The sequence below is a fragment of the Kribbella sp. CA-247076 genome, assembly GCF_050942445.1.
In the GTDB taxonomy this organism is placed as follows: Bacteria; Actinomycetota; Actinomycetes; order Propionibacteriales; family Kribbellaceae; genus Kribbella.
The window spans coordinates 5,282,410-5,307,987 of sequence record NZ_CP192051.1 but is presented as its reverse complement, the minus strand read 5'-3'; the positions used below and the strand labels follow the sequence as shown (position 1 = coordinate 5,307,987).

Genomic DNA, 25,578 nt, shown 5'->3' with positions numbered 1-25,578 from the left:
GTGCGGTCAGTGCTCGGCGAGCTGGGCGGCCGCGGCCAGCGGGATCGGCAACCAGGTCGGGCGGTTGCGGGCTTCGTACAAGGTCTCGTAGATCACCTTGTCGGCCAGGAACGCGCTCAGCAGGACGCCCTGCTCCCGCGGGTCGCTGCCGGCCACCTCGGCGTACCCGTCGACGAACGCCTGCTGGTTGCGGCTCGCCCACTCGGCCGCCCGGTAGGCGATCTGCTGGTCGCCCCGGTGGTCGGCGAGCAACGACCGGGCCGCGTAGTCGAACGACCGCATCATCCCGGCGATGTCCTTGATCGGCGTGTCCAGCGCCCGCCGCTCGATCAGCGACTTGGCCGGCTCGCCCTCGAAGTCGATCAGCTTCCAGCCGTCGATCGTCCGCAGCACCTGACCGAGGTGGAAGTCACCGTGGATCCGCTGCACCGTGACCGGCTGGTCGTACTGCGCGAGCGCGTCGAACCACCGCGCCAGGCCGTCCTTGTGCGGCGCCAGCTCCGGGATCGCCGAGGCGGCCGCGTCCAGCCGGCGGCGCATCGCGGCCGCGTGCTCGACCAGCTTGGCCGGCTCCCACACATCGGTGCCGAGCGCCTTGGCCAGCTCCGAGTGCACCTGCGCCGTACTCGCGCCGAGCCGGTACGACTCGGCGGCGAAGTCACCGCCGACCTCCTCGGCGTGCAGGTCGCCCTCGGCGTACAGGTCGCGCACCGACGAACAGGCGAACGCCCAGCCGTCGGTCGCGTTCTTCTGGAACACCGTGAGCATCGCCAGCTCGCCCGTGTCGGTGCCGCCACCCGCCCGCGGCCACGTGCCGCGCGCGGACCCGAGCACCTCCGGGACCAGCTCCGACCCGGCCTCGGTGAGCGCCGACTCGATCTCGACCCCGGGATTGCTCCCGGGCTCGAGCCGGCGGAACACCTTCAGCAGCGCCACGTCACCGAACACCAGCGAGGTGTTGCTCTGCTCCACCGTGAGGACGAGCGACTGCGAGTCCTCCGGTACGACGGTCGCGTGGTCCGGAGCGTGGACGGGGTGGAACTCCAGCCCGTCCAGCTGCCGTCCGTGCGTCAGCCCGTCCAGCCAGTACGGCGTCGCCTCCTTGTCGTGCAGGGCGTCGTACACCCAGACCTGGGTGTCGCCGAGATCCTGCTCGACCCAGTCGCCGACCAGCGCGTGGCCGAGGTTCTCGACCGGCTCGCGGTGGTAGCTGAGCGGCAGCTGGTACACCCGGATCGGGAACTCCGACCCGGGCGGACCGGAACAGTAGACGAACCCGATCCGGACCGCGGGCCAGGCGTCCTCGGCGGACAGCCACACCGAGGTGGCCATCGCGTCGACATGGACGTCGTGTCCCTTCTCCCCGAACCACCGCTGGCCCGCGCAGAAGGACTGGACCTGGTCCAGATGGGAAGTCACTACATGCTCTCCTCGTGGTCAGCCGGCCTGTTCACCGGCAGCCGGAACCAGTAGAACCCGTGCGCACCGAGCGTCAAAAGGTAGGGCAGCTCCCCGATGGTCGGGAAGTGCACCCCGCCGAGCAGCTCGACCGGCTCCACGCCCTGCCACTGCCGCAGGTCCAGCTCGATCGGCTGCGGGAACCTGGACAGATTGTTCACGCACAGCACCACGTCGTCACCGAACTCGCGGACGTACGACAGCACGCTGGGGTTGGAGCCCCCCAGATCCGTAAAGGTACCCATGCCGAAACACGGGTGCTGCTTGCGGGTCTGGATCATCCGCCGGGTCCAGTGCAGCAGCGACGAGGCGTTCTCCATCTCGGCCTCGACGTTGACCGCCTGGTACCCGTAGACCGGGTCCATGATCACCGGCAGGCTGAGCTTGCCCGGGGTGGCGGTGGAGAACGAGGCGTTGCGGTCCGGCGACCACTGCATCGGGGTCCGGACGCCGTCGCGGTCGCCGAGCCAGATGTTGTCCCCCATGCCGATCTCGTCGCCGTAGTACAGGATCGGCGAGCCGGGCAGGCTGAGCAGCAGCGCGGTGAACAGCTCCATCTTGTTCACGTCGTTGTCCAGCAGCGGGGCCAGCCTCCGGCGGATGCCGATGTTGGCCTTCATCCGCGGGTCCTGCGCGTACTCGCCCCACATGTAGTCGCGGTCCTCGTCGCTGACCATCTCGAGCGTGAGCTCGTCGTGGTTGCGCAGGAAGATGCCCCACTGGCAGGTGTCCGGGATCTCCGGCGTCTGCGCCAGGATCTCCGAGATCGGGAAGCGCGACTCCCGGCGTACGCCCATGAAGATGCGCGGCATCACCGGGAAGTGGAACGCCATCTGGCACTCGTCGCCGCCCGAGGACCGGTCGCCGAAGTACTCGACCACGTCGGCGGGCCACTGGTTCGCCTCGCAGAGCAGGACCCGGTCGGTGTAGTTCGCGTCGACCTCCTTGCGGACCCGCTTGAGGAACTCGTGGGTGCGCGGCAGGTTCTCGCAGTTCGTGCCCTCGGACTCGAACAGGTACGGCACCGCGTCCAGCCGGAAGCCGTCGACGCCGAGGTCGAGCCAGAACTTCAGCGCCTCGATCATGGCGTCGCCGACGGCCGGGTTGTCGAAGTTCAGGTCGGGTTGGTTGGAGTAGAACCGGTGCCAGAAGTACTGCCCGCGGACCGGGTCCCAGGTCCAGTTCGACGACTCGGTGTCGACGAAGATGATCCGGGCGTCGGTGAACTTGTCGTCGGTGTCGGACCAGACGTAGAAGTCGCCGTACGGGCCGTCCGGGTCGGTGCGCGACGCCTGGAACCAGGGGTGCTGGTCCGAGGTGTGGTTCATCACGAAGTCGACGATGATCCGGATCCCGCGGGCGTGCGCGGCCTCCATGAACGCGGCGAAGTCGGCGATCGTGCCGACCTCGGGCATCACCCCCGTGTAGTCGGAGATGTCGTAACCGCCGTCCCGCAGCGGCGACGGGTAGAACGGGGGTAACCAGAGACAGTCCACCCCGAGCCACTCGAGATAGTCGAGCTTCTCGGTCAGGCCCTGCAGATCGCCGATGCCGTCGGCGTTCGAGTCCTTGAAGGACCGCACGAGGACCTCGTAGAAGACGGCCCGCTTGAACCACAGCGGGTCACTCTTCGTCAGTCCGTGGTGCTGCTCCGGCAGCATGTCGGTCACGCTCACCTCCATCGGGTGTCTCCAAACCTAGCGGTACTGCGGACTGTCGCCACGGACCGTGGCGACAGTGTGGGTGGACTTTCCCAGGCGCGCATTGGTTCCCATACCCCGATGACAGGTTCGTACTCGGCTGCATCGGCAGGGGTGGGGGACAGCGATGTGGTCCGGGGTGGGTCCGGTGATGTGGTGACGCCGTGGGACTGGGCGGTTCCGGCCAGGCGTTGCGCTCAGTCTGACGCCCCTTTGCCAGTACAAGCAAATAGGGGCCCCATCCCCCTATCCCCAACCCCGCGTTACGTCAGCGAGGAGACCGCCCCTCGCGCTCCCGAGCTGCGGAAGCCGCGCGCCGACGCCGACCGAACCGACCGGCAACCATCCGTCGCCGCACCGCCCCACGCGCATCTGCAACCCCTTCCCGCGGATCCACGATCTCCTCATCCCCACGCCCCTCCCGAGACTCGGCCATCAGGAACTCTCAACGGTGATGGTGACGAGTTCGGGGACGCCGACGGATTCCACCAGGCCGGTCAGGGCGTCGCGGAGGTCTTCTACTGCTTGCTCCGGGGTGTCGCCCTCGCCGTTCGCGCCGACGCCGTGGGCGAGGAGCGCGTGCGCGCACCAGACGCCGTCCTCGTCCTGTTCGATGGTGTACGGGACCGTCACGTCCTGCTGCATCGTGGGGGCTCCTTCGTCGGGCCGGCCGTGGCGGTCAGGTGTCGAGGTCGACCGTCAAGCTGTTCGCGGTGGCTGCGGCGGGCGTTATCAGGTGCTCTAGGGCGCCGACCTCTTCGGCTAGGAGGGTGAGGGCTGCCTTGAGGTCGTTGATCGCCGCTTCCCGGGTGTCGCCCTCGCCGTTGGCGAAGGCGGTCGGGTGAGTGCCGCGGACGCGCACCATGCGCCGTTCTCGTCCTGTTCGACGGTGTACGGGACGTGGAGCTGGCGCTTCACGGTTACTCCTCGGGGCGGGGGTCCGTGGATTTGCGGGGGCGGCGGGTGTACTTGGTGAAGCCGGCGCGTTCGGCGTCGGACTCGGAGCGGAACCAAACCTCGGGTTTGGTCCGGCCGTAGTACGGCGAGCCCGGGGTGTGGAACAGCATCGACTGGGCGTTGCCCTTGATGGTGAAGCCGTCCGGCGGGCCCTGGTGCGGGACCGCGTCCGCCGAGCCCTCACCGTACCGGCCGGGCGGTACCACGTCCGGCACCTGCGGCTCAGTCGCGTTGGTTTCGCCCACGGGCTCAGCGTCGAACAGCGTCGGCTCGGTCACCCGCTCGGCATCCATCCGCCGGCTGAACGCAGGCTGCGGTTCCCGCCGTACGTCGGCAACCGGAGCCTGCACGGGTTCTCGCGCGGGAGCCGACACAGGAGCCGACTCGGAAGCCGGCATGGTCTCGGCGCTGATGCTTGCTCCGACCAGGACCTCTTCCTTCTCCGGCGCCGGCTCGGCAGCCGGGGAGGTGGCCGGCACGGGCTGCTCACGCCGCGCCAGCAGGAACCACGTGATCGCCGCGCCGAGCAGGAAGGCGAGCAGGGACCACAGCCAGTTGTGCCGGAGCAGCCAGCTCATCAGCGCGCCCCTCTCGAGACCAGGCGGTGCAGCAGCCACGCGCTCACGCTGCCGAGCACGAACGCACCCAGCAACAGAATCCAGGTCTGTGCAATCAGCCAACTCATCGTGTAGGTCGCGCGCACGCCCCGCCCGTCAGACTGGGGCGAACCGCGACTGCCTCCCTTCGGGGATCGGGGACTGTCGGTCCCTGATGCTTGGGTTAGCGGTGTGTCCCGGTTCCGGTTGTGCCCGACCGCCGCGCAGGAAGTCGCGTTGCTGGAGCAGTGCGGACATGCCCGGTACGTGTGGAACCTGGCGCTCGAGCAGTGGACGATGTGGACCCGTTCCAAGGGCCCAACGCCCGGATTCGTTGAGCAGGCACGGCAACTGACCGAGGCCCGCGCGGCGTTCGGGTGGTTGCGGTCCGGGTCGCAGACCGTCCAGCAACAGGCGCTGCGAGATTTCGCCCAGGCGGTCAAGAACTTCCACGCGGGAACCCACCGGCGTCCGACCTGGCGCAAGGCGGGGCTGCGCGAAGGATTCCACATCGTCGGTTCCCAAGCCCGACGTGTCGAGCAGTTGAGCCGGAAGTGGGCGCGGGTCCTGGTGCCCAAGGTGGGCTGGGTACGGTTCCGGCTGTCCCGCGTGATCCCCGACGCGAAGTCGTACCGGATTACCCGCGACCGGGCGGGACGCTGGCATCTCGCGTTCGCCGCCGTACCTGATCCGATCCCCGCGCCCGGCACCGGCGAGGTCGTCGGCGTGGATCGCGGCATCACCGTGTCGGCCGCCCTGTCCACGGGCGACCTTCTGACCTGCCCCGGACTGTCGGACCGTGAACTGGAACGGCTCAAGCACCTGCAGCGACGGCTGGCCCGGTGCCGCCGCGGCTCCAACCGGCGCCAGCGCGTGAGGACCGCGATCGCGAAGCTCTGCTCCCGTGCTCGCGACCGGCGCAGGGACTGGGTCGAGAAGACCAGCACCGACCTCGCCCGCCGCTTCGACCAGATCCGGGTGGAAGACCTGCGCATCCCCCAGATGTCTCGCCGTCCGAAGCCAAAGCCCGACCCGGCGCGACCGGGGGTGTTCCTGCCCAACCGTCGCCGCGCCAAGGCCGGGCTCAACCGCGGCATCCTGGCCAACGGCTGGGGGTTGCTCGTCCGGCGCTTGGAGGACAAGGCCGCCGGGCGGGTCGAGAGGGTCAATCCTGCGTTCACCTCGCAGACCTGCAGCGTCTGCGGGCATCGCGCGCCGGGCAACCGCAAGAGCCAAGCGGTGTTCCGGTGCGCTGCCTGCGGACACCAGGCCAACGCCGACGTGAACGCAGCCGTTAACATCGCGGCCGGACGGGCCGTCAGCGTACGCCGAGAGCCGCCTGTATGGGTCTCGCCGAAGCGTGAACCTCAACACGCTGCCTCCGCGGAGTAGTTGAAATCTTCGTCGTTCACGGCGGGGAGGACGTCAAGAGTTCCCTTGCAGTACTCGAAGCTCGACCCGGCGGTTCGCGATCCGCCCCTCCGGGGTGTCGTTGGGTGCGATCGGGAAAGTTTCGCCGTACCCGTGGGCCAGCAGTCGGCGGGCAGGGATCCCGAGCCGGACCAGGGTCGCCCGGACCGCGGCCGCGCGCCGCTCGGACAGCGGCAGGCTGCTGGCGGTCGACCCCAGGTTGTCGGTGTGGCCCGCGATCTCCACCCGAGCCGCCGGGCAGGACTTCAGCAGCGCCGCGACCCGGACCACCGACGGCTTGGTGGCGTCGTTCACGATCGACGTACCGGACAGGAAGTTGATCGGGTGCTGCCGGGTGAACTCCGACAGCCGGCTCGAGAACGTCCGGCACGCCTCACTGACCTCCGGCTTCGGCGGAGCCGGCGTCTGCAGTTGATCGGCGATCACCGCGCCCGGGGCCGCCTTCGCAGCCGCGCGGGCGACCGTCGCCTTGGTCGACTGGTCGGGCACGTCCCCGCTCAGGGTGATCGTCGTACCGTCGTAGCGCACGGAGGCGTCCCCGGTGCCGATCGCGAGCGCGTGGATGAGCGCGCCGATGGTGGTCGCGTCGGCGAGACCGGTGGCCGCGTCGATCGTGACCCGATCGTCGAACTCGCGCTCCTCGCCGAGCACCTTGTCGACCTGGGCGGCGATCGCGTCCTTCACCGCCTGGTCCTTGACCGCCACCCGGACCCGGATGGAGTTGTTCGTCCGCCCGACCTCGAAGGACGCGGTGGTCGGCTCGGCGGTGGTCGGGGCGGTGGTGGTCGGCGTGGGGGAGGGCGTGGCACCACCCTCGACCCGGACCGCGCGCACGCCGTCGACCCCGGCCACGACCTCCTCGGCCAGTCCACGATCGACTCCGGCCGGTACGGCGACCGTCGCGTCCCGACCGTCCACGGAAACCTCGGCGCCGGTGATCCCGCGCGCCTGCAACGCGGCCAGCGACCGGTCCCGGAGGTCGTCCTCGGTGGAGCCCGCTCGGGCCGGAATGAGCACAGCCGTCAGCAGCACGGGTACGGCGAGGGCCGCAAGCAGCCAGACGACGACCGGCCGCCGAACGAGTCCGGACACTGTTCCTCCGTCGGATGCGGTCAAGTGTGACCGTGCGCGTGGACATTACTCCGCCGCGCGCTCACTCTGCACACCTGTCCAGGGAGCGTCGCGATGATCGCGGGAACATTTTTATTCAGGTTTCTTCTTTTCTTAACCCGAAGTGCTCGGTAGGGTGCGGACAGTTCCTCTCCGCCCCCAGGAGGTACCACATGAGAATCCGAGTTCTGGCCGTTGCCGCGGCCGTCACGCTGCTCGGCGCCGGCGTCATCCCCGCCGCGACCGCCGCCCAGCCCACTCAACAGGACGCAGCCGCTCAGCAAGACGCAGCCGCTCAGCAGGACGCGCAGCAAGACGCACAGCAGGCAGCGCCCGCGGCCGGCAAGCACGTCGTCGGCTACTTCACCGAGTGGGGTGTCTACGACCGCAACTACCACGTGAAGAACATCAAGACGAGCGGCTCGGCGTCGAAGCTGACCACGATCGTCTACGCGTTCGGCAACACCGCCGGCGGCCGGTGCGCGGTCGGCGACTCGTACGCGGCGTACGACAAGTTCTACGACGCGGCGTCGTCGGTCGACGGGGTCGCCGACACCTGGGACACCGGTGCGCTGCGCGGCAACTTCAACCAGTTGCGCAAGCTGAAGAAGGAGTTCCCGAACATCAAGGTGGTCTGGTCCTTCGGCGGCTGGACCTGGTCCGGCGGCTTCACCGAGGCGGCCAGGAACCCGGCCGCGTTCGCCGACTCCTGCCACGCCCTGGTCGAGGATCCGCGCTGGGCAGACGTCCTCGACGGGATCGACATCGACTGGGAGTACCCGAACGCCTGTGGGCTGACCTGCGACACGTCCGGCCCGAACGCCTTCAACACCGTGGTCACCGCGCTGCGGAACAAGTTCGGCTCGTCCGCCCTCGTCACCGCGGCGATCACGGCCGACGGCACCGACGGCGGCAAGATCGACGCCACCGACTACGCGACCGCGGCCGGCAAGCTCGACTGGGTGATGCCGATGACCTACGACTACTTCGGTGCGTTCAGCCCGCAGGGCCCGACCGCGCCGCACTCGCCGCTGACGTCGTACACCGGGATCCCGACCGCCGGCTTCCACAGCGACGCGGCGATCCAGAAGCTGAAGTCGAAGGGCATCCCGGCGTCCAAGCTGCTGCTCGGCGTCGGGTTCTACGGCCGCGGCTGGACCGGCGTGACCCAGGCCGCGCCCGGCGGTACGGCGACCGGTCCCGCGCCCGGCAAGTACGAGCCCGGGATCGAGGACTACAAGCTGATCTCGACCCGCTGCCCGTCCACCGGGACCGTCGGCGGTACGGCGTACGCGTTCTGCAACGGCCAGTGGTGGGGCTACGACACGCCCGCCACGATCCGCGGCAAGATGACGTACGCGAACCAGCAGGGGCTGGGCGGCGCGTTCTTCTGGGAGCTGTCCGGTGACACCTCCGACGGCACCCTGATCACCGCGGTCAAGACGGTCGGCTGATCTTCCGGTACTGCGTCCGGGCCCGTCGCGCCGTTCCCCGCGGCGGGCCCGGACGCACCCCTGTTCTGTCCTGTCTCGGACAGGTCGCATTTGTGCCAGGCCGACGTGCGGGAAATCCCTTGACTTACTTCGCGTCGTAAAAGGTACTTGTGCCTGGCGTTCGACCAGGAGGGGACTCAGATGGAGAGGTCGTCGGATTCGTCGTTGATCATCGGGGTGGCCACCTCCACGGCCGAGCGGGTCCAGCTCGTCCGGCTGCTGGGTGGTGCGGAAGCGCTGTTGCTGGTGTCCAGCGCGGAGCAGGCGCGCGCGTTCCTCGAGCTGACCGCGATGTCGTCGCCCGTGGGCCCGGTCGTGCTCACCCCGACCGTGCTGCCCGGCGCCGAGCCGGCCACCGTCACCGTGCAGCCTGCCCAGATCGAGGCAGTCCCGCGGTCGGTGCCCACGGTCCCGGTGGCCGCCGCGGTCCCCGCGCCGGCGACCGAGCTGTACCTCGATGTGGACCGCCGGGTCGCGCGCTGGCAGGACCGCGAGGTCCCGTTGACCCGGCTCGAGCACGACTTCCTGCACTGCCTGGTCGAGGAGCCCGGCCGGGTCTGGACCTACCAGCGGTTGCACCACGCCGTCTGGGGCAACGAGCACCTCGGCCACGGGTCGCACATCCACTCGGTGGTCAAGCGCCTCCGGCAGAAGCTGGCCAACCTGGGCGCCACCGTCACCATCCACGCCGTCCGCGGCGTCGGCTTCCACCTGCTCTTATCGCCGTAGCGCGTCGCGAGAGCGCCCTCGCCCGAATGCGCTGGTACAGTACATCACTCTGGGTGACCAAAGTGGTGGGGAACGGGGAACGTCGAGTGAGTGCGGCGTGTGGCCCCCGCTGCGACGTGGGGAGGAGCTCGAGTGCCAGACATTCCGTTGCAGATCCGGCATATCCGCGATGCGTTACGCCGGGACTTCGAGAAGTACATCGACATCTCGGACATCGCGAACCAGCCGGGGCCGGCGCTCGAGCAAGCGTTCCTATCGCGAGCTCTCACCGCCTTGACACTCCAGGATCTGGCCGGCTGTAGCCTCGACGAGGCTGTGGCCGGAGTGATCGACGGCCGAGACGACAACGGCATCGACGGCATCTTCGTCTCGGAATCCTTGCAGCACGTTTGGGTCGTGCAGACGAAGTGGAGTGATCGTGGCGCGGCCAGCGTGAATCAGGAAGCAACGCTGAAGCTTCAGCGTGGCCTGAGATTGCTGCTGGACGGTGAGTCCGACCAGTTCAACAGCCGTTTCCAGCGGCTGGCGGATAAGGTGAGCGCTGCGATCGACACTCCCGGAGTGAAGATCACCGCAGCGTTGGCCATTATGGGCCGCCCGCAGGTCTCGGACCTGGTGCGGAGCGATCTCGACAAGATGCTCGCCGACTTCAATCAGCTCGAGTCGCTGGTCGAGCTCAAGCTCGTCGGCTTTCCGCAGTTCTATCAGCTGATCAAAGCGGGCGTGGCCGACGCGAAGGTCGACATGGATGCGGTGCTCGACAACTGGGGCACACTCGAGGAGCCGTACCGGGCCTATTACGGCACGATGCCGGTGTCGCATGTAGCGGCCTGGTACGCCGAGCACGGGGAGAAGCTGTTCAGCCAGAACATCAGGCGTTCGCTGGGCCTGACTGATGTCAACAACGGCATCCGCGCGACCTTGGTCAACGACCCGGAGCACTTCTGGTACTTCAACAACGGGATCACGGTCCTATGTGACTCATTGCGAAAATCGGCGCGGGAATCCACCAACAGGACCGGCCGGTTCGTTCTGACCGGTGCCAGTGTGGTGAACGGTGCGCAGACAGTGCAGTCGATTCATGCCGCGATGTCCGAGCTGGATGCCGACTTGGTCGCCGGCCGGGTCTGGGTGCGGTTGATCTCGCTCGCGGACTGCCCAGAGGATTTCGACAAGCTCATCACCGAGGCGACCAACACTCAGAACCGGGTCGAGGCGAGAGACTTCATCGCCCTCGACCGGATCCAGGCCGAGCTGCGGGACGAGTTCATCCTGTCGCTGCACAAGATCTACGTCATCAAGCGCGGTGAGCCCGACCCCTCCCCAGAGGCGGGTTGCTCAGTGGTCGAGGCGGCTCGCGCGCTCGCCTGCGCGCACCCGGATCCGGCGTTCGCGGCGCGTGCGCGCAGCGACAGCGCGGTCCTGTGGGAGGCCGGCCGGCAGGGAACCTATCAAGCGCTGTTCGGTGGCAGGCCCGGTGCACACCGCGTCTGGCGTTCGGTGCAAGTCTTACGCGCGGTCCTGGACCAGGTCCGCGCCGATTCCGACGAACGCGACGGACGTGTCGCGAAGATCACTGAGCACGCCGGCTTCCTCACCGCGCACCTGGTGTTCCGGCAGCTCGACCTCAGCCGGATCAACGATCCCGGCGTCGATTGGGAGGCGTCGATCGGTGACGTGAGCAAGCTGACGACATCGGCGCTGGATTGGCTGGTCTATCACGTCAACGAGATCCACGGTCACAGCGTCGTCCCGACCATTTTCCGGAACGCCGAGCAGTGCGAGTTGCTGGCGGAGCGGGTGCTGACGTCCATCCGGAACGATGCTGTTCTTCCGGAAGCGCAGGAGGTTGCGCCCGGTGGTCGTCTGACCAGGGAGCGGCGGACCAACGCCGTCATCGTCCTGGTCGACGCTGGGCGGATCGAGCCGGGAACGCTGCTGGAGTTCAGGGCCCAAACGCGACCGGAGAGAGTTGCCCTCGGCCCCTGGCTCGCGGAGGACCCCCGCCGTGGCAGAGCCACCTGGGTGAACAACCGGGGTGCGCCGCTCCTCTGGGAGGCCGATGGCAAGCGCTACAGCCCCAGCGGCCTCGCAAAGCACATGATCAGGCAGGTGGGGCTCACCACGAAGGCCGTTCAGGGGACCAGCCGCTGGTTCGTCCCGGGGGTCGGGTCGTTGGTGCGGATCGCGGATCGCGTACGTGACGAGGACGTCGCCGGCAGCTAGTCCTCAGAACCTGAGCACAAAGGAACCGGCCCCCGTCCTGGTGGACGGGGGCCGGCTCTTTAGCTGACTACTTGGTCGACTTCAGTGCGAAGTCTTCGGTGACCGGTTCGCCTGGGAGCAGGCGGGTGGTGCGGGTCTGGGGCTTGTAGCCGTCCTTCGCGGCGATCAGGGTGAGCGGGTTGTTCCGACGGTCCAGCCAGTACGCGTACTTGCCGTCCTTGTCGGTGATGAAGGTGTACGACTGCGACCACGAGTCGACCTGGACGGTCGCCCCCGGAAGGGCGGCCGTGGCGCCGGACGAGCTCACGCCCGTGACGGTTCCGAGCAGCTTGCTCCAGGTGTTCGGCGGCGTGACGTTCATCGTCACCCCGACCGCGTCGACCGAGTACGGCGTGTTCTCGCCGATCGTGACCGATCCGCTGTACGCACCGGGCTGGTCGACGTTCGCGGTGAGCGTGACCTTGACCGTCGTCGACGCGCCCGGGGCCAGGGTGGCCTCGGTCTTGTCGATGGACAGCCAGCTCACGTCCGCCGCCGACTCGGCGCAGTCCTCGAGACCCGGCAGGGCCTCGCTGTCCACGGTGGCGGTGAAGCCACCGGAGGAACCGCCGACCTTGTAGAAGCCGCAGGCCGCGCCACCGCGGTACCGCGGCAGGTTGGCGTTCGGCAGGGCCGACCACGCGTCGGCGGCCGGGTCGTAGGCCATACCGGCGTTGGTGACCGCACCGGCCTGGACACCGCCGACGACCATCAGCTTGCCGCCGGCGACGGCGTACGCGCCCGCCCAGTGGTCCGCCGGCGCGTCCGCGACCGCGGTCCAGGTGTTGCCGGACGGGTCGAAGACGTACGCCGACTTGAGCGAGGCCACGCCGTCGTTGCCGCCGGCGCAGTACAGCTTGCCGTCGATGGCGCCGCAGGACGCGAACGCGACCGACTTCGGGTAGTTCGCCAGGGTCTCCCAGCTGTTCGCCGCCGCGTCGTAGCGGACGACGGTGTTGCTCATCGGCGTACAGGCCGACGTCGTGCAGCCACCGACGGCGTACAGCTTGCCGTCGACGACGGCCTGACCGGCCGCGGCCCGCGGAGCCGGGTTGGCGGCGACCGCCGACCAGGCGTTGGTGGCCGGGTCGTAGGACCAGGTGTCCGCCGCCGGACCGGAGGCACCCCAACCGCCGCTGGCGATGATCTTGCCACCCACGACGCCGACGGTGATGGCGTTGCGGGCCCCCGGCAGCGGGGCGATGGCGGTCCAGGCGAGCGACGCCGGGTCGTACACGTAGCTGTTCGCGGTCGACGCGCTGCCGTTGCCACCGGCGATCGAGTAGACCTTGCCGTCGAGGTTGACCACCCGGTTGTCCATCACGGTCGACGGGTAGTCGGCGATGTCGGCCCACGGCGCCGCGAGCGGCTTCGCGGCGGCCGGCGTACCGGCCTGCTTGCCCGACAACTTGTTCGCGAACGAGGTCGGCACCTGGAGCCGCTGCAGCGGGGCACCGGTGCTGTTCAGCACCTGGGACTTGCTGGTGGTGGTGCCGTTCGCGTTCTGCAGCACGAAGCCACCGTCGCGCTCACCGAACGTCACCTCGACCGGCGCGCCGCCGGTGTTGGTCACGGTGAACGACTTGGTCACCTTGCCGGTGGGCAGCTTCAGGTTGCCGGAGATACTGCCCGGCGTGACGGCCAGCCGGCCGGCCGCCAGGGTGTAGTTGGCGGTGGTGCTCCAGTCGGCCTCGACGTCCACGCTCTGCTGCGCGCTGACGTAGTTGCCGGCCTTGGCGGTGAAGCCCTGCGGACCGGACTCCGAGGAGTACAGCCAGTAGAAGCCGTCGGCCAGACCGGTGTCCTCGGGCGTCGCCACGGTGGTGCCGGACTCCGCGGCGTTGCCGTCGCGGGAGACGACCGCGCCGTTCACGTAGCCGTTGGTGTTGGCGTCCTTGACGTGGCCGGTGACGATGCCGCCGCCGGTCGGCTCACAGGTGATCTGGCTGCCGATCAGGACGCTGTCGACGATCCACCACCACTCGTACGAGGCGTCGTAGTAGTGGAACCGCACCTGCACCTCGGACTTGCCGGCCGCCTGCGGGATCGCGATCTCCTTGACACCGCGGACGTCCGCGCCCTGGGTGAGCACGTTGGTCCAGGTGGCCCCGCCGTCGATCGACAGGTCCACGTCGGCCTTCTCGCCACCGAGGTAGTTGAGGTCCTGGTTGAACCGGATCACCGGAGCGGTGACCGAGGTCAGGTCCACGACCGGGCTGACCAGCGAGGTGTCCTGCGACCCGCCGGAGCCGTACTCGTCACTGTCGACGACCGCGAACCCACCGGTGCCACCGGCCAGGTTGCCCCGGTTGCCCGGGTCGTTGAACTGCCAGACCTGGCCGTTGCCCTTGTTGTCGACGACGGTCCAGTTGTTCGGCTTGGCGCCGGCGTCGAAGGTCTCGTAGACACCGTCCGAGCCGTACCGGTAGCCCGGCGCGGTGGCGCAGGCGTCGGTGCGGACCGGGACCGCGACGTTCTTGGCCAGGTTGCCGGCGCCGACGGTGATCGGCTCGCTGACCGTCTGGTAACCCGGGTACTGCGACTCGATCTTCAGCGAGTACGACGCGTTGGACGGCACCTTCAGGCTGAAGCGGCCGTTGCTCGGCGTCGTGTAGTCGAAGACCCCGCCCGGACCCTCGACGCTCACCTTCGCGTACAGCGGCCAGCCGTGGCCGGAGCCGTCCGTGATGGTGCCGCCGACGTTGACCTGCGGAGCGCTCTCCAGCGCGTAGTTCTTCGTGGTGGTCGCGCCGGTGGTGATGGTCGCGGTGTCGGTCTGGGTCTTGTACCCGAACGACGCCACGGTCAGGTCGTAGCTGCCGGCCGGCAGTACGGACGAGAACGCACCGGTGCTCGAGGTAGTGAGGACCCGGTCGGGCTGACCGGCGGCCTTCACCGTCACGCTCGCACCGGCCAGCGGGGCCCCGCCGGTCGCCGCGGTGACCGTGCCGGCCAGCGTGCCGGTGTCACCGATCGGGGCGGCGTTCAGCAGCGCCAGCGCGTCCAGGCGGCCCTGGCCGTAGACGTTGTTGTTCTCCGTCGTACCACCGCACTGGGCGTCGGCCTTGTCGATCGCGGTCCCGTTCAGCAGCGCGCGGGTCGCGTCGACGTCACCCTTCAGCACCGGCGAGGCGGCCCACAGCAGCGCGACGGCGCCCGCGAGGTGCGGTGCGGCCATCGACGTACCGTTGAAGCTGCCGTAGGTGCTGCCGGGCAGGCTGGACCGGACGTTGACGCCCGGGGCCGAGATGTTCGGCTTGATCGTGCCGTTCTGGCCGACACCACGGCCGGAGAACGACGCGATGTTGTTGTTGATGTCGTAGGCCCCGGCCGAGTAGTTGCTGGTCAGCGAGCCCGGCGAACCGCTGCTCTGGCAGCCCAGCGAACCGCTGTTGCCGTTGGCCCAGGCACCGAACATGCCCGACGCCTTCCAGGCGTTGGTGATGTCCTCCATGAACGGGTCGTTCGACGGCTGGGTCGAACCCCAGGAGTTGTTGATGATGTTCGGCCGCTTGCTGGCGTCCGGGTTCTGGCCGTTCAGGTCGGTCGGCTCGAGCATCCACTCGCCGGACGCGATCAGCGCGGCGTCGCTCGGGCAGCAGCCGTTCGCGGCGATCCACTTGACCGCCGGCGCGACGCCGATCTGGTTGCCCGCGTTGTCGTCGCCGGCCATCGTGCCCATCGTGTGGGTGCCGTGGCCGTTGCCGTCGGACGGGGCGGTCGGCGAGGTGCCGGCCGCGTCGAACCAGTTGTAGTTGTGGTCGAACGTGCCGTCGCCGTTGTTGCCGCGGTACGAGCTCACCAGCGCCGGGTGGTCGTACTGCACCCCGGTGTCGATGTTGGCGATCACGATGCCCGCGCCCTTGTCGCCGTACTGCGACCAGACGTCGTCGGCGTTGATGTTCGCGATGCCCCACTCGACCGCGTTGACCTCGTGCGCCTGCTCGCCCGGGGTGACCTTCGGCACCTCGACGGCGACCGGGTTGTAGAGACCCTCGACCTCGGCGTGGGCGGCCAGGTTCTGGGCCAGCGCGAGCGTGCCGCTGGTGATCCGGATCGCGTTCGTGCCCCAGAAGGCCTTGTACTGCACCTTCTGCGCGTCCAGCTCGACGCGCACCTTCGCCTGGCTCGCGGCGGCGGCCTTCTTCAGCGCCGCGGCGACGGCGGTGCCGCGCTCGTTCCAGTCGGTGATCCCGCTGGCGGCGGTCAGGTCGGCCTTGGCGGAGAACCGGACCCAGTAGTCGGTGGCCTCCTTGGCGTCCTTGCCGTCCAGCTTCGCCATCAGGTCCGGCTTGATCTTGCTGGCCGGAGTGGCTTCCGGCTTGGTGGGCGGCGCGGCCTGGGCCTGGCCGGCGGCGGCCATCCCGGTCGCGACGACTGCCACCGTCGCCAGGGCACCCACCAGAGATCTGGCGAGCCCCCTTCGTCGTGCGTGTGACATCTCTGCAGCCCCTCACTGTGGACAACCCCGAGTTGACTCCCCCGAGTCATCTGGTGCAGAGGTGCAGGCGGGTTCGCGGTGCCGTCATCGGGCGGATGAACCGGTTGAGCGAACGCTGCGTGCCCCCCAGGTCGCGACATGTGACACCGCGAGCCTGTCGTGGACCTTATGTGTCAGAACAACGTGGTAACAAGCACACTTCGTGAGCAAGATGTGACTAGCCGTCGCACCGATCGAGGCAACGTGGTCAAACGTTGTCAGTTCGTTGACGATCCGAGGCAGAGGTTGACATCGTGATCAGATGGTCACCGCCCGTGTCCCCGCCCCAGCGGACGTCGATCTGACCACGACCGACCGGACGCCGTTCCCGCTGCTGATCGCGGTCGCGGCCTCACCGGAGGACCGTGTCCGGCTCGCCGAGCTCGTCGACGACGTCGCGCCGCTGCTGCTGGTCTCCAGTCTCGAGGAACTCCGCCGGCTGCTCGTTCCGGAAGACCAGCCGCCACCGGTCCCCGAACAGCCCGAGCCACCGGAACCGGCCGAGGTCGACTCGACCGCCGAGAAGACGTCCGCCGGCGAGCCCGGCGCCGACGTGCTAACGATCGACCGGGCTCGGTCGGTCGCCCGCTGGCGCGACCGCGAGGTCCAGCTCACCGAGCTCGAGCACGACCTGCTCACCCGCCTGATGTCCGCACCGCTGCGGGTCTGGACGTACGACGCCCTGCACCAGACCGTCTGGCGCAACCGGCACCTGCGCGGCACCGCCGACATCCACTCGGTGGTCAAGCGCCTGCGCCGCAAGCTCGACGAGCTCGGCACCACGGTCACCATCGACGCCGTCCGTGGCACCGGCTTCCGGCTGACCGACCACCAGCGCCCGACCGTCTCCAACCTGCGCGCCGGGTAGGTTCTCCCGGTGTGACGTTCTCAGCGCTGAGCCATCTCGAGTGCCCGAAGTGCGGCCGGACTCACGACGCCGACCAGGTGATCGGGCTGTGCCCGTGCGGATCGCCGTTGCTGGCGCGGTACGACGTACCCGCGGTGACGCTGACCAAGGACGAGCTGGCCACCCGGCCGCCGGACCTGTGGCGGTATCACGAGCTGCTGCCGGTGCGGTCGGCCGGGAACGTGGTCACCCTGGGGGAGGGGATGACGCCGCTGCTGCCGTTGGCGCGCTACGGGCGAGAGGTCGGAGTCGACCGGTTGCTGATGAAGGACGAAGGACTGATCCCGACCGGCACGTTCAAGGCCCGTGGTGCCGCGGTCGGGGTGTCCCGGGCGTACGAGGTCGGCGTACGGCGGATCGCGATGCCGACCAACGGGAACGCCGGCTCCGCCTGGGCCGCGTACGCCGCCCGGGCCGGGATGGAGGCGTTGATCGCCATGCCGGTCGCGGCTCCCGAGATCTGCCGGCGCGAGGTCACGGTCGTCGGGGCGCGGCTGCACCTGGTCGACGGGCTGATCGGTGACGCAGCGGCGTATGTCCGCGAGCAGTCCGGGTACTTCGACGTCTCCACGCTGAAGGAGCCGTACCGGATCGAGGGCAAGAAGACGATGGGATTGGAGATCGCCGAGCAGCTCGGCTGGCGGCTGCCCGACGTCATCGTCTACCCGACCGGCGGCGGGGTCGGGATCATCGGGATCTGGAAGGCGCTCATCGAGCTGCGCGAGCTCGGCTGGATCGACGGTCCGCTGCCGCGGCTCGTCGCCGTGCAGTCGACCGGGTGCGCGCCGATCGTCCGGGCCTGGGAGAAGGGTCTGCCGGAGAGCGAGCCGTGGTCGGACGCCAAGACCGTTGCCTTCGGCATGACCGTGCCGAAGGCGCTCGGTGATTTCCTCGTCCTGCAGGCGATCGCGGACACCGGCGGCACGGCCGTTGCCGTCGACGACGAGTCCATCCTGGCCGAGCAGCACCGGCTGGCCGCGCTGGAAGGCGCCTTCGTCTGCCCGGAAGGCGCCGCCACGTTCGCCGCCGTACGCCGCCTCCGCGAGTCGGGCTGGATCCACGCCGGCGACCAGGTCGTTGCCCTCAACACCGGCCTCGGCCTGAAGTACCCGGAGACGGTCCCCCTCTAACGCCGAGCCGGCCCAACCACGAACGGCCGCAGCTTGGCGGCCAGGTCGGCGGAGTCGACGCGCTGGTAGTACTGCTCGCTGACGCCGCCGGCCGTGGACGCGGGACAGCCGTTCAGTGAACCCAGCAGGGTGAAGGTCGTGATCTGCCGCGCTGTCTTCGCTTCGAACACGCGGTACCGATAGCGGGCCGACACGAGCTTCGCCGTCGATGTCGAGTCGTCGGTCGACTCGTAGTCGCAGGTGTCGACCGTCTTGGCACGATAGGTGTCGTCGCGCCACTCACAGATCAGCAATTGCACCTCGCCCGGGGTGGAGGAGAGCTTCGCGTTCCACTCACGGGGCAGCTCGGTGTAGATGTCGGCGAAGTCCAGATTCACGAGCTCGGACAGGTGGATACTCCGGCCGACGTAGGGCGGGCCGTCGGGGGTGTAGGCCCGCACCTTCTTCGGATCGAACGGGTTGCCCCCGCAGGCTGCCTCGGGCTCGACGCGCGGGGTAGCGGTCGGGCTGGGCGCGGTTCGAATGATGGAACTCGGCGTCGGGGTGCCTGTGACGGTCGGGGACGGGATGCGGCCGGCCGTCGGGTCGTCGTCCGAGCATCCTGCGGTGACGGCGAGCGCGGCAACTGCGCACGCGGCAGCGAGACGACGGACCATGCGGCCTGATCCTAGGAATCGGCGGGGGCAGGAGCCGGGGCGTGACCGGATCCTGCCACCCGGCGGGGGATCAGGCCTGGCCGCGGCGGACGGCGAGGATGTGGGCCGGCTCGCCGTTCGGGTCGAGCTTGACGTAGTTGTGCTGACCCCAGCGCCAGGTGGCGCCGCTGATCTCGTCGTACACGGTGAAGGTGTCCTCGGGACGCATGCCGAGCGCGGCCATGTCGAGGTGGACCATCGACTCGCGGACCGAGTGCGGGTCGGTGTTCACCACCACGATGACCGTGTCGCTGTGCCCGTCCGGCCCGGTGATCCGCTTCGAGTAGCACATGATCGCCTCGTCCTCGACCTGGTGCAGCGCCAGGTTGCGCAGCTGCTGCAGGGCCGGGTGCCGGCGGCGGATGTTGTTCAGCAGCGTCAGGTACGGCGCCAGCGTGCGACCCTCCGCGGCAGCGGCATCCCAGTCGCGCGGCCGGAGCTGGAACTTCTCGGTGTCCAGGTACTCCTCCGAGCCCGGCCGGAGCGCGACGTGCTCGAACAGCTCGAACCCGGCGTACACGCCCCAGGTCGGTGACGACGTCGAGGCGATCGCCGCCCGGATCTTGAACGCGCCCGGACCGCCGTACTGCAGGTAGGCGGTCAGGATGTCCGGGGTGTTGACGAAGAAGTTCGGCCGGAGGAAGTGCGCGGTCTCCTGGGTCAGCTCCTGCAGGTACTCCTCCAGCTCCCACTTCTCGTTGCGCCACGTGAAGTAGGTGTACGACTGGTGGAAGCCGACCTTGGCCAGCTCGCGCATCATCGGCCGCCGGGTGAACGCCTCGGACAGGAACACCACGTCCGGGTCGGTCTTGCGGATCTCGCCGAGCAGGTACTCCCAGAAGTTGACCGGCTTGGTGTGCGGGTTGTCGACCCGGAACACGGTCACGCCGTGCGAGATCCACAGCCGGACGATCCGCAGCACCTCGGCGTAGATGCCTTCGGGGTCGTTGTCGAAGTTGATCGGGTAGATGTCCTGGTACTTCTTCGGCGGGTTCTCGGCGTACGCGATCGAGCCGTCCGCGCGGACGCTGAACCACTTCGGGTGCTCGGTCACCCAGGGGTGGTCCGGCGAGGCCTGCAGGGCCAGGTCGATGGCGACCTCGAGGCCGAGCTCGCGGGCCCGGCCGACGAAGTAGTCGAAGTCCTCGAACGTGCCGAGCTCGGGGTGGATCGCGTCGTGCCCGCCCTCGGCCGAGCCGATCGCCCACGGCGACCCCGGGTCACCGGGCTTCGGGTCGAGCGTGTTGTTCGGGCCCTTGCGGAACGAGTGGCCGATCGGGTGGATCGGCGGCACGTAGAGGATGTCGAACCCCATCGACGCGACCGCGTCCAGCCGCTTGGCCGCCGTCCGGAAGGTCCCCGACGTCCACTGGCCGGTCTCCTCGTCGTACTTCGCTCCCTCGGACCGCGGGAAGAACTCGTACCAGCTGCCGTACAGCGCGCGCTCGCGGTCGACCCACACCGGGTACGTCTCCGAGGACGTGATCAGCTCGCGCACCGGATACCGGCCGAGGGCGGCCCGGACCTGCGGCGAGATGCCGGCGGCCAGCCGGGCCTCCGGCGGCAGCGCGCCGTTCGCCAGCGCCTGCGCGGCATCACTCAGGGTCGCCCGGTCAGCACGGACGGCGGGTGGCACGCCGGCGGCCGCCCGGTCGAAGAACGCGGCGCCCTCGGCGAACATCAGGTCGACGTCCAGACCGGCCGGCACCTTGATCTCGGCGTTGTGCCGCCAGGTGCCGTACGGGTCGCTCCAGCCCTCGACCGCGAACGTCCACGCGCCCTGCTCCTGCAGCGTGACGTCGACCGTCCACCGGTCCGAGCCCTGCCCGACCGGGGTCATCAGCATCCGTCTGGTCTGCCCGGTCGGCGAGGTCAGCACGACGTTCGCGTTCACCGCGTCGTGGCCCTCGCGGAAGACCGTGGCCGCGATGGTGAACGTCTCGCCCACCGAGGCCTTGGCCGGATACGCTCCGGCGTCGACGGTCGGGGTGACGTCGGTGATCGGGATGCGCCCAGTCATGGCGTAGACGAACCTTCGCTTTCTGCTTGCGATCCGGCGGGTGGGGGAATGGGTGCGGAACTACAGCACTGACGTTAGCGGTTCCCAGGCCGCCAACGTGACATGCAGGGGTCACGGTTCGGTCCACAGCATGGAACATCGGTGACCACCCACCGATAAGGGTCTGCAAAATCTTGCTCGCGTTGCAAGATCGATGCATGCCGAGGGTGCCCCGGCGGCCGGGTGCTTGTACGGTGTCCCGGTGCGAGCGATACGACGATTCTCCGTCCGCCCTGTCCTGCCCGAGCAGCTGACCGGGCTGGGCACGCTGGTGAACAACCTCCGCTGGGCCTGGCACCCGGAGACGCAGGACGTCTTCGAGGCCGTCGACCCGCAGCTGTGGCGGAGCACCGGCGGTGACCCGGTCAAGCTTCTCGGTGAGGTACCGGCGGCCCGGCTCGACGAGCTGGCCAACGACCAAGCCTTCCTGCGCCGGCTGGAGCTGGCCGTAGCCGACCTGAACGGCTACGTGTCCGACGACCGCTGGTTCCAGACCGACGCCGGTTCGCCGGTCAGCTCGGTGGCCTACTTCTCCCCGGAGTTCGGCATCACCCACGTGCTGCCGCAGTACTCCGGCGGCCTGGGCATCCTGGCCGGCGACCATCTGAAGGCGGCCAGCGACCTCGCCGTACCGCTGATCGGGGTCGGCCTGCTCTACCGGCACGGGTACTTCGCCCAGTCGCTGAACCGCGAGGGCTGGCAGCAGGAGCGCTACCCGCTGGTGGACCCGGACGGGCTGCCGATCAGCCTGCTCCGCGACGGCGACACCCCGGCGACCGTCACCCTGACCCTGCCCGGGAACCGTGAACTGCACGCCCAGATCTGGGTCGCCCAGGTCGGCCGGGTGCCGCTGCTGATGCTCGACTCCGACATGGAGGGCAACGAGCCCGCCGAGCGCGAGGTGACCGACCGGCTGTACGGCGGAACCACCGAGCACCGGCTGCTCCAGGAACTCCTCCTCGGCGTCGGCGGCGTGCGCGCGGTCCGCGAGTACTGCCGGATCACCGGCCACCCGGCTCCCGAGGTATTCCACACCAACGAGGGCCACGCCGGCTTCCTCGGGATCGAGCGGATCCGCGAGCTCGCCACCGACCAGGGCCTCGACTTCGACACCGCGCTCGAGGTCGCCCGCGGCGGCACCGTGTTCACCACCCACACCCCGGTCCCGGCCGGGATCGACCGGTTCCCGGTCGAGCTGATCCAGCAGCACTTCTCCCCGGACGCGTACGGCGAGGGCGTGCCGGTCGACCGGATCCTCGAGCTCGGCGCCGAGGACTTCGAGGGCGGCGACCCGGGCGTCTTCAACATGGCCATCATGGGTCTGCGGCTGGCGCAGCGGGCCAACGGCGTGTCCAAGCTGCACGGGGTCGTCAGCCGGGGGATGTTCTCCGGGCTGTGGCCGAGCTTCGACGCGACCGACGTACCGATCACCTCGATCACCAACGGGGTGCACGCGCCGACCTGGGTCGCGCGCGAGATCAACGAGCTGACCTACGCGACCACCGACACCGCCGACATCGACGGGATCTTCGCCGGGCTCGACAAGACCACCGACGCGCAGCTGTGGGAGACCAAGCGGATCCTGCGGCAACGGTTCATCGACGACACCCGCCGCCGGGTCCGGCAGTCCTGGCTGAACCGCGGCGCGAGCGAGGCCGAGCTCGGCTGGGTCGACTCGATCCTCGACCCCGACGTCCTCACGATGGGCTTCGCCCGGCGCGTCCCGTCGTACAAGCGGCTCACGCTGATGTTGCGCGACCCGGCCCGGCTGAAGGCGCTGCTGCTGCACCCGCAGCGGCCGGTCCAGATCGTCATCGCCGGCAAGGCGCACCCGCACGACGAGGGCGGCAAGAAGCTCATCCAGGAGATGGTCCGGTTCGCCGACGACCCGGAGATCCGGCACCGGATCGTGTTCGTGCCCGACTACGACATCGCGCTCGCGCAGCCGATGTACCCGGGTTGCGACGTCTGGCTGAACAACCCGCTCCGGCCATACGAGGCGTGCGGCACGTCCGGCATGAAGGCCGCGCTCAACGGCGCGCTCAACCTCTCCATCCGCGACGGCTGGTGGGACGAGTGGTACGACGACGAGTACGGCTGGGCGATCCCGTCCGCCGAGGGCATCGAGGACACCGACCGCCGCGACGACCTCGAGGCGCACGCGCTGTACGACCTGATCGAGAAGCAGGTCGCGCCGCGGTTCTACGACGGCGACGTCCCCGGCCGCTGGATCGAGATGCTGCGGCACACGATCAAGGAGCTCGGTCCGAAGGTGCTCGCCACCCGGATGGTCCGCGACTACGTCGAGCGGCTGTACGTCCCGGCCGCGCAGTCGTCGCGCTCGCTCAACTCGACGTACGACGGTGCGCGCGAGCTGGCCGCCTGGAAGAAGAAGGTCCGGGCGGCGTGGTCGCAGATCCGCGTCGACCACGTGGAGCTCCAGGGGCTGGGCGACGTACCGCAGCTGGGGACCAACGTCGGCATCCGGGCCTTCGCGGCCCTCGGCGACCTGCGGCCCGAGGACATCGACGTCGAGGTGCTCCACGGGCGGGTCGACTCGAACGACGAGATCAAGGACCCGGTCCGCGCGTCGCTGTCGCTGGCGGAGACGTACGAGGGCAACCGGCACCGGTACGAGGGTGAGCTGAAGCTCGACCGCACCGGACCGTTCGGCTACACCGTCCGCGTGGTCCCGAAGCACGCCGGCCTCGCCAGCCCCGCCGAGCTCGGCCTCGCCGCCGGCCCGTCGGACCCCGAGGACCCGAGCACCCCGGACCTCCCCGCCGGCGCAGAGTTCTGACCGCCTGCCCCGCCTGCCTCACCAGGCGGGGCTGTCCCAGTACATGCATTTCGACAGGAGGTGTAGGGGCGGACGGCTGAGCCACCTCAGGTGTTGAGCGTGGTTCTCCGCGACTTGGTCCTACACCTCCTGTCGATCTGTTCGCTCTACTGCTTCTTCTTGCGGAGCAGGCCCCAGGGTTTGAAGACCGACAGCACCACCGCGACCATCAGCAGAGTTGGCGACACGATCGGCGGGTAGATCATGTCGCCCAGGGGGATGTCGAGGTCGTTGGACTCGGCCCGGTCGGCGATCACCGCTACGCCAGGGCGGAGGGATACCAGGACCAGCGTGCTCAGCAGCAGGTTGAGCACCAGCTTGACCACGACCCACCAGTACTTCGTCAGGCCGTACTTGCTGCCCATCGCCAGCAGGACGCCCGTCACCAGGCACGTCAGCCCGGACACCGTCATCGGCCAGACTGTCACGAGCTCGAGGACGCGGAAGCACAACGCCTTCGTGCTCTGGTCGTCCGTACCCAGCGCGGTGAACGTCAGCACCGCCATCACCACGTCGATGCCGAGCCACGACCCGACGGACGCGATGTGCAGCACGAGCACGGCCTTCCGTGTCCGCGCACCCAGCCGCCACGGCTTCTTCACCGCCGCGGTCGCCTCCAACGTCGCGCTACTCATCTCCCTCTCCCGTCATCAACTCGGATCAACTACCTACGATCCTGAGCGATGCCGGGCACGGCGCGCGTCGGCTGAGTGGAGGCTTCCGGTCTACTGCCATCGACGTACTCGGGTACCGAAGGACAGGAGGTGTTCGGCCGGTCGCACCCTGCTCCCGCTGAAAATTCCGGCCGCACCTACCCAGGGGTGATTACCTCCTGTCCTTCGGTACCAACCACCTACCCCGCTGGGCGTACGAGGTCGATCCAGGTGTACTTGCCGTCGCTGGCGGGGGAGGTGACGAAGGCGCGGCCGGCGAAGGTGAGGGCGGGGTTGGTGTGGTAGAGGTCGGCGAGTTGTTCGGTGGCCGTCTCATCTCCGTTGTCGGCGGCAACCATCAGCTCCGCGATGCGGTCGGTGAGGCTGAGGTTCGCGCCGGTCAGGTCGGTGTCGGCCAGCTCGCCCCAGTTGTCCCAGAGGAGGAGCTCGACGCCCTGGAGGTGGGCGAGTTGGAAGTGGACGTAGTTGCGGATGAACCAGGTGCCGCCGATCGGTGAACCGGGGCCGGTGCCGAACAGGTCCGGGTCGAGGTCGCCGGCGCGGACGCCGAGCCAGACCTCCGCCGCCGAGCGGAACGGGCCGCGTGGCATGTCCTGGACGTCGAACGAGCGGACCTCGGCGGGATCCATCTGAGCGTCGAACATCACCCAGCGGTCCCCGTTCCAGTACTCCGCGACCACGTGATCATGGCTGTACCCGTCCGCTAGGTAGTCCCCGAACCCGACCCGGCTGCGGGCCGGGATCCCCTTGTGGCGGAGAACGGAGACGAACATCAGCGTGTAGTCCCGGCAGCAGCCGGCCACATGGTCGACCGGCTCCCGCGGTACGGCGAGCGCCGTACCGTTGTGCTTCTGATCGGTCGCCAGCATCACCTCGACCCAGCGGTGGTCGATCTCGGCCAGCCGGTCGCCGGTGAACTCGACACCACCGGCGCGGTAATGGATCAGCAGATTGCGGACCACGGCCGCGATCCCGGCGACGTCGTCCGGCAACGCGTCGAAGAGCCAGGCGTGCACGCCGGGGTCGCTGTACTCGGTCTGCACCGCGTAGTCCAT

At 69.0% G+C, this 25,578-nt stretch carries 19 protein-coding genes; 7 read left to right on the top strand and 12 right to left on the bottom strand.

The features are described from left to right. Nucleotides 1-6 precede the first annotated feature (6 nt). The 6 genes from ACQPYZ_RS24940 to ACQPYZ_RS24915 form a co-directional block, all read right to left on the bottom strand. Nucleotides 7-1,419, bottom strand: coding sequence for a maltokinase N-terminal cap-like domain-containing protein (locus ACQPYZ_RS24940; protein WP_433160367.1), 1,413 nt, complete (start codon nucleotides 1,417-1,419; stop codon nucleotides 7-9). After that, nucleotides 1,419-3,140, bottom strand: coding sequence for a maltose alpha-D-glucosyltransferase (gene treS / locus ACQPYZ_RS24935; protein ID WP_433160365.1), 1,722 nt, complete (start codon nucleotides 3,138-3,140; stop codon nucleotides 1,419-1,421). The genes ACQPYZ_RS24940 and treS overlap by 1 nt, the downstream gene beginning before the upstream one ends. Before the next feature lie 453 nt (nucleotides 3,141-3,593). Then, the gene (locus ACQPYZ_RS24930; RefSeq protein ID WP_433160363.1) at nucleotides 3,594-3,803 is read right to left on the bottom strand and encodes a type II toxin-antitoxin system HicB family antitoxin; all 210 of its coding nucleotides are present in this window, start codon (nucleotides 3,801-3,803) and stop codon (nucleotides 3,594-3,596) included. Nucleotides 3,804-3,837: 34 nt separating this feature from the next. Then, entirely contained in the window at nucleotides 3,838-4,023 is a 186-nt protein-coding gene (locus tag ACQPYZ_RS24925) for a hypothetical protein (RefSeq protein ID WP_433160361.1), read from the bottom strand. Between the two features lie 55 nt (nucleotides 4,024-4,078). Continuing rightward, nucleotides 4,079-4,693, bottom strand: a complete 615-nt coding sequence (locus tag ACQPYZ_RS24920) for a sunset domain-containing protein (RefSeq protein WP_433160360.1) — start codon at nucleotides 4,691-4,693, stop codon at nucleotides 4,079-4,081. Next, a complete protein-coding gene (locus ACQPYZ_RS24915; RefSeq protein WP_433160359.1) occupies nucleotides 4,693-4,818 on the bottom strand; it encodes a hypothetical protein in 126 nt (41 codons plus the stop codon). The genes ACQPYZ_RS24920 and ACQPYZ_RS24915 overlap by 1 nt, the downstream gene beginning before the upstream one ends. A gap of 85 nt (nucleotides 4,819-4,903) precedes the next feature. Between ACQPYZ_RS24915 and ACQPYZ_RS24910 the strand changes: the two genes are divergently transcribed. Next, on the top strand, nucleotides 4,904-6,103 hold the full coding sequence (locus tag ACQPYZ_RS24910; RefSeq protein ID WP_433160357.1) for an RNA-guided endonuclease InsQ/TnpB family protein: 1,200 nt from the start codon (nucleotides 4,904-4,906) through the stop codon (nucleotides 6,101-6,103). A 33-nt stretch (nucleotides 6,104-6,136) separates the two neighbouring features. Here ACQPYZ_RS24910 and arfA read toward each other — a convergent pair whose 3' ends face one another. Next, the gene (gene arfA, locus ACQPYZ_RS24905; RefSeq protein WP_433160355.1) at nucleotides 6,137-7,234 is read right to left on the bottom strand and encodes a channel-forming protein ArfA/OmpATb; all 1,098 of its coding nucleotides are present in this window, start codon (nucleotides 7,232-7,234) and stop codon (nucleotides 6,137-6,139) included. A 191-nt stretch (nucleotides 7,235-7,425) separates the two neighbouring features. Here arfA and ACQPYZ_RS24900 point away from each other — a divergent pair, with 191 nt between their 5' ends. The 3 genes from ACQPYZ_RS24900 to ACQPYZ_RS24890 all read left to right on the top strand — a co-directional run bounded on the left by ACQPYZ_RS24900 (nucleotide 7,426) and on the right by ACQPYZ_RS24890 (nucleotide 11,700). Beyond that, entirely contained in the window at nucleotides 7,426-8,706 is a 1,281-nt protein-coding gene (locus tag ACQPYZ_RS24900; RefSeq protein WP_433160354.1) for a glycoside hydrolase family 18 protein, read from the top strand. A gap of 180 nt (nucleotides 8,707-8,886) precedes the next feature. Beyond that, nucleotides 8,887-9,474, top strand: a complete 588-nt coding sequence (locus tag ACQPYZ_RS24895; protein ID WP_433160353.1) for a winged helix-turn-helix domain-containing protein — start codon at nucleotides 8,887-8,889, stop codon at nucleotides 9,472-9,474. A 132-nt stretch (nucleotides 9,475-9,606) separates the two neighbouring features. Next, the gene (locus ACQPYZ_RS24890; RefSeq protein ID WP_433160351.1) at nucleotides 9,607-11,700 is read left to right on the top strand and encodes an AIPR family protein; all 2,094 of its coding nucleotides are present in this window, start codon (nucleotides 9,607-9,609) and stop codon (nucleotides 11,698-11,700) included. Nucleotides 11,701-11,767: 67 nt separating this feature from the next. On the opposite strand, the gene ACQPYZ_RS24885 is transcribed toward ACQPYZ_RS24890, so the two are convergent. After that, a complete protein-coding gene (locus ACQPYZ_RS24885) occupies nucleotides 11,768-16,123 on the bottom strand; it encodes a S8 family serine peptidase (protein WP_433160349.1) in 4,356 nt (1,451 codons plus the stop codon). 358 nt (nucleotides 16,124-16,481) lie between these two features. Here ACQPYZ_RS24885 and ACQPYZ_RS24880 point away from each other — a divergent pair, with 358 nt between their 5' ends. Both ACQPYZ_RS24880 and ACQPYZ_RS24875 read left to right on the top strand, forming a co-directional pair. Then, nucleotides 16,482-17,087 (top strand): winged helix-turn-helix domain-containing protein, encoded by a 606-nt coding sequence (locus ACQPYZ_RS24880; protein WP_433160348.1) that lies wholly within the window; start codon nucleotides 16,482-16,484, stop codon nucleotides 17,085-17,087. A gap of 11 nt (nucleotides 17,088-17,098) precedes the next feature. Next, complete coding sequence (locus ACQPYZ_RS24875) at nucleotides 17,099-18,256, top strand: threonine synthase (protein WP_433160347.1); 1,158 nt, start codon at nucleotides 17,099-17,101, stop codon at nucleotides 18,254-18,256. On the opposite strand, the gene ACQPYZ_RS24870 is transcribed toward ACQPYZ_RS24875, so the two are convergent. Beyond that, nucleotides 18,253-18,912: a hypothetical protein gene (locus tag ACQPYZ_RS24870; RefSeq protein WP_433160346.1), complete on the bottom strand. Its 660-nt coding sequence runs from the start codon at nucleotides 18,910-18,912 to the stop codon at nucleotides 18,253-18,255. The two genes, ACQPYZ_RS24875 and ACQPYZ_RS24870, sit on opposite strands and share 4 nt — an antisense overlap. A 70-nt stretch (nucleotides 18,913-18,982) precedes the next feature. Further along, nucleotides 18,983-20,971 (bottom strand): alpha-1,4-glucan--maltose-1-phosphate maltosyltransferase, encoded by a 1,989-nt coding sequence (locus tag ACQPYZ_RS24865; RefSeq protein ID WP_433160345.1) that lies wholly within the window; start codon nucleotides 20,969-20,971, stop codon nucleotides 18,983-18,985. Nucleotides 20,972-21,212: 241 nt separating this feature from the next. Here ACQPYZ_RS24865 and glgP point away from each other — a divergent pair, with 241 nt between their 5' ends. Next, nucleotides 21,213-23,810: an alpha-glucan family phosphorylase gene (gene glgP / locus ACQPYZ_RS24860; protein ID WP_433160344.1), complete on the top strand. Its 2,598-nt coding sequence runs from the start codon at nucleotides 21,213-21,215 to the stop codon at nucleotides 23,808-23,810. Nucleotides 23,811-23,956: 146 nt separating this feature from the next. On the opposite strand, the gene ACQPYZ_RS24855 is transcribed toward glgP, so the two are convergent. Continuing rightward, a complete protein-coding gene (locus tag ACQPYZ_RS24855) occupies nucleotides 23,957-24,484 on the bottom strand; it encodes a hypothetical protein (RefSeq protein ID WP_433160343.1) in 528 nt (175 codons plus the stop codon). 218 nt (nucleotides 24,485-24,702) lie between these two features. Then, complete coding sequence (locus tag ACQPYZ_RS24850) at nucleotides 24,703-25,578, bottom strand: transglutaminase-like domain-containing protein (RefSeq protein ID WP_433160341.1); 876 nt, start codon at nucleotides 25,576-25,578, stop codon at nucleotides 24,703-24,705.

Bases quoted from the DNA above. Each gene is read 5' to 3' on its own strand.
- ACQPYZ_RS24895 (WP_433160353.1), top strand. From the start codon at position 8,887: ATGGAGAGGTCGTCGGATTCGTCGTTGATCATCGGGGTGGCCACCTCC.
- ACQPYZ_RS24865 (WP_433160345.1), bottom strand. From the start codon at position 20,971: ATGACTGGGCGCATCCCGATCACCGACGTCACCCCGACCGTCGACGCC.
- ACQPYZ_RS24930 (WP_433160363.1), bottom strand. From the start codon at position 3,803: ATGCAGCAGGACGTGACGGTCCCGTACACCATCGAACAGGACGAGGAC.
- ACQPYZ_RS24900 (WP_433160354.1), top strand. From the start codon at position 7,426: ATGAGAATCCGAGTTCTGGCCGTTGCCGCGGCCGTCACGCTGCTCGGC.
- ACQPYZ_RS24850 (WP_433160341.1), bottom strand. From the start codon at position 25,578: ATGGACTACGCGGTGCAGACCGAGTACAGCGACCCCGGCGTGCACGCC.
- treS (WP_433160365.1), bottom strand. From the start codon at position 3,140: ATGGAGGTGAGCGTGACCGACATGCTGCCGGAGCAGCACCACGGACTG.
- ACQPYZ_RS24920 (WP_433160360.1), bottom strand. From the start codon at position 4,693: ATGAGCTGGCTGCTCCGGCACAACTGGCTGTGGTCCCTGCTCGCCTTC.
- ACQPYZ_RS24880 (WP_433160348.1), top strand. From the start codon at position 16,482: ATGGTCACCGCCCGTGTCCCCGCCCCAGCGGACGTCGATCTGACCACG.
- ACQPYZ_RS24870 (WP_433160346.1), bottom strand. From the start codon at position 18,912: ATGGTCCGTCGTCTCGCTGCCGCGTGCGCAGTTGCCGCGCTCGCCGTC.
- ACQPYZ_RS24855 (WP_433160343.1), bottom strand. From the start codon at position 24,484: ATGAGTAGCGCGACGTTGGAGGCGACCGCGGCGGTGAAGAAGCCGTGG.
- ACQPYZ_RS24925 (WP_433160361.1), bottom strand. From the start codon at position 4,023: ATGGTGCGCGTCCGCGGCACTCACCCGACCGCCTTCGCCAACGGCGAG.